At 54.7% G+C, this 3,626-nt stretch carries 4 protein-coding genes; all 4 read left to right on the top strand.

Going from position 1 to position 3,626, the window contains the following annotated elements; genetic code table 11:
- Nucleotides 1-196 precede the first annotated feature (196 nt).
- Nucleotides 197-646 carry a cache domain-containing protein gene (locus tag RBA40_RS32915; protein WP_166898702.1) on the top strand — a complete coding sequence of 150 codons (450 nt, stop codon included), beginning with the start codon at nt 197-199 and terminating at the stop codon, nt 644-646.
- Nucleotides 647-649: 3 nt separating this feature from the next.
- A complete protein-coding gene (locus RBA40_RS32920) occupies nt 650-1,414 on the top strand; it encodes a substrate-binding periplasmic protein (RefSeq protein WP_166898701.1) in 765 nt (254 codons plus the stop codon).
- A gap of 122 nt (nt 1,415-1,536) precedes the next feature.
- Entirely contained in the window at nt 1,537-2,637 is a 1,101-nt protein-coding gene (locus RBA40_RS32925) for a porin (protein WP_166898699.1), read from the top strand.
- Nucleotides 2,638-3,072: 435 nt separating this feature from the next.
- Nucleotides 3,073-3,626, top strand: a 554-nt coding sequence (locus RBA40_RS32930) for an MCP four helix bundle domain-containing protein (protein ID WP_306653085.1), incomplete at its 3' end; no start/stop codon positions are given.

The raw sequence follows: 3,626 nt of genomic DNA on the forward strand, positions 1-3,626 counted from the left end.
ACCTCCTTTTAGTTGCACCGCAACAACAAGATCGATTTCAGCTGCATGATCGGTGCGTCTAACTGGTCTTCCTGGGCAGAAGCGCGTAGTCTTGGACAACCGGATAGGAAGGGCATTGATGCACACAAGTTCGTGGGTAGTGTTGATTCAATCGTTTCCGCCGGTATTTCGGTGTCCCCTCAAACGGAGGTATATCATGCGTTTTGCTTGTGCTTTGGTATTGGCTGGTTTTACCGTCGTCTCTTCTTCGCACGCTGAGACATCGCAAGAAAAGGCGGCAATTTCCTTGGCAGAAAGGGCTGCAAAGCACATTCATGCTGTCGGCATCCCGGTCGCGTGTAAAGATTTTGCCGATCCGACAAAGGGCTACATTGATGGTGAGCTCTACGTATATATCCAAGATCTAAAAGCGAAGATGATCTGCCACCCGACCAATGCGCGCCTGAACGGGAAGGACTTACTCGAGTTGAAAGACGCGGACGACAAGCCGTTTAACAAAGAGATGCTTGAGGTACTGAAACGGGGGCGCAGTGGCTGGGTGTCTTACCGCTGGGTCCATCCCGTCAGCAAGACCATTCAGCCAAAGAAGACTTATGTGATGGCGATTGACGGCGTTATGCTCGGGGTCGGTATTTATACGAAATGATTAATGAACCTCCGGACTGGGGAATGGCGTAGGGGGTTTACTTATCGCTACTGCTGCGGGCTGCTTTGCTGGTTGTCGACCATCGCCAGTGCCCACGCGGCTGAATTCCTGCTCCCTAATCTGCCCCCATTCGCCTACACCGTACGGGGAGTGTCTGCCGGAATCGAAGCGGAGCTTGTTGCCGAAGTGCTGCGGCGCATGCAACGGAACGACAGTGTTACGGTGGTCCCGCTTGCGCGGGCGACTGTCAATGCCCGTGGCAAGCCAAACATACTAACTTTTTTGGGTCGCACTCCTGCCCGCGAGCAGCGATACCTTTGGCTGGTCCCCCTCATAGAAGAGCAATTCCTTTTGTTCACCCGTCGCGATAGTACAGTCGAGATCCACAATCTTGATGTCGCACGCCGGTTGGCAGTTGGTGTCACACGCAATTCGATCGGTGAAGAGTTAGCGCAACGCCTTAACTTCATCTACCTTAAACCTTCACGCGATGAAGAGACAAACGTTCGGAAGCTTATGTCAGGACGGATCGATGCCTGGCTGGGTGGACGGAACGGCGCATTAGAAGCCGCCGCCCATGTCGGGATTCCCCGCGGCGATTTACGAGAAGGTCTTGTGTTGGAGAATTATGTAGTCTGGTTAGCAGCGTCACTGGAGACGCCTCCTGCTGAGGCGAGCCGCTGGCGCGATGCATTTGAAGCGGTACGAGTAGACGGAACGCTGGCGCGAATTTTGCACAAACATAGCTACCTGCCGAGCTCTAAATGATCTGCTTGGGGGGAGCCTCCTTAACACTTGAATCCGATGATAAGTTGCGCTGTATCTACGCCAGCAAAGGTCTGAGAGAGAAGCCGTCTCGTCCATTTTTCATTACATACCAAAGGAATATCATGAATAATATACTAGCGTGTGGTGTGCTTGTAGTAGCCACCAGCTTGACGGTTGCCGCCCCAGTCCTCGCCCAAAGCAACGTTACAGTGTATGGGACGCTCGATGCGGCCATCGACTACAACACAAACGTCGATGCACAGAAGCATAGCCGGGTGTGGATGCCGAATCTGGGTGGGGGGATGATGCCATCACGCTTGGGTTTTCGGGGGACAGAGGACCTCGGCGCTGGATTGAAAGCGATATTTACGGTGGAGACGGGCATTGCGATCGACTCGGGGACGAGCGGGCAGGGCAATCGGCTGTTTGGCCGCCAAGCGTGGGTGGGCGTACGCGGCGACTGGGGCCAAGTCACGTTCGGCCGTAATTACAACATGCTCTTTCACTCGATGGGAGAGGTCGAGATTGTCGGGCCAACGCAATATGGCTTGGGCTCCCTGGACGCTGCAATCCCCAATAGCCGTACCGACAACTCGGTTGCTTACAAGGGTACATTCGACAAAGTTACCGTGGGAACGTCATACAGCCTCGGCCGAGACGTTTCGAACGCCGGGGGCCCTGGCGGTACCAACTGCCCTGGCGAGAGTGCTGCTGACGCGCAGGCATGCCGGGAATGGTCTGTATTGCTTCGCTACGACACCCCAGGCTGGGGCGTGACCAGCGCGTACGATCGTAAGAATGGCGCTACCGGCGCTGCCGCCGGGCTAACTTCAAGTAACCTCAGAGATAACCGATTGCATGTGGCTGGTTATGTCAAACAGGGCGCTTGGCGTCTTGCCACCGGCGTAGTCAGACGCAACAATGAAGGCTCGATGGCAACCCCGCACAGCCATCTAAGCTATCTCAACGGTGCCTTCAAGTTCGCTCCCAACATTACCGTGGACGGTATAGTTGCACGGCTCGATTACAAGCGTAGCGCGAACGATTCAACGTTGGCAATGGTGCGCGCGATTTACGATCTTTCGGCCCGCACTTCTACGTATGTAGCGCTAGGCCATATGAGAAATGGCGGTGGTGCCTCTGTTGCTCTAAGCGCCGGTGGAATCGTTGGGCCTGGCCTGTCTCAAAACGGCGTCATCACTGGAATAAAGCACGCTTTCTGACCAGTGGCCAAAAAAAGGCGATGGTGCCCCACACGCCGTGCTGGCCTGTCTGTAGCGTCATAACGATCCAGAAAGACCGATCAATAATAGATAAAATTTATGGGCGGCATCTTACAACGCAGCTATTGTGAACGGGCTTCAAGAAGCGCGCAAATCTGGGCTTTGCACGCGGTTTTTGTTAAACGGCCAAATGCATTGGGGCGGGGCTGGTCCCACGCTGCCATGGGTGAAAGTTTACTGAACGCCCTCGAAAAGTCCGGGATTTAGCGCCCCGCCGGCCTAGGATTTCAAAGGACGCAACACCAGGGGAAAACTAGGTGATAGGACGAAAGACATCAGGTGCCTTACAACCCCAGTTTCGCAATCGAGTCTCTACGGGCTGGCCCGCACGGCGGCTCCGCGAAAGGCGACATCACCTTATAAGAAGGAGTCTTTATGTCCACCCAACTATCCGTACGTGCACGGCTGCTTACCGGCTTTATGCTAGTCGCAATCCTTGGTGCCGTTGTTGCCGCCATTGGAATCTATAACATGGCAAAGATGAATTCCCAGGCTGAACGCGCGTACTCGGACGATCTGTTGGGCATCTCATATACGAAAGAGGCCACGATCAATCTGTTGTATGCCGCGCGTGCCATGCGCAACCAAATTCTAGCCAGAACGCCGGAAGAGAGCAGTAAGTTCAGCGCTTTTAATGACGCGGCGCGTAAAACCTTGGGGGAAAAAATCGCCCTTGCCCGGCCACTCTTCAGGGCGGAGGCTGCGAAAGCCCTGTTCCGAGATCTGGATGCTGGAATTGTCCAGTACGATGCCGCGCGGGCGCACTTGAGCAAATTGCTCGCCGACACGAGTCCGGAAGGCAAGGCTGCAGCGATTGATTTTGCCTTGGGCCCGTTGGTAAAGCAAGCCACTTTAGTGGACGAAAGTTTGCAGAACATCGCCCAATTGAAAGAAAAGGTGGCCAAAGCATCAGCCGAAGAGTCGGGGCA

It is taken from the genome of Massilia pseudoviolaceinigra, assembly GCF_030846505.1.
GTDB lineage: Bacteria > Pseudomonadota > Gammaproteobacteria > Burkholderiales > Burkholderiaceae_D > Telluria_A > Telluria_A violaceinigra.

Coding starts and splice junctions, on each gene's coding strand:
- RBA40_RS32925 (WP_166898699.1), top strand. CDS start 1,537: ATGAATAATATACTAGCGTGTGGTGTGCTTGTAGTAGCCACCAGCTTG.
- RBA40_RS32915 (WP_166898702.1), top strand. CDS start 197: ATGCGTTTTGCTTGTGCTTTGGTATTGGCTGGTTTTACCGTCGTCTCT.
- RBA40_RS32920 (WP_166898701.1), top strand. CDS start 650: ATGAACCTCCGGACTGGGGAATGGCGTAGGGGGTTTACTTATCGCTAC.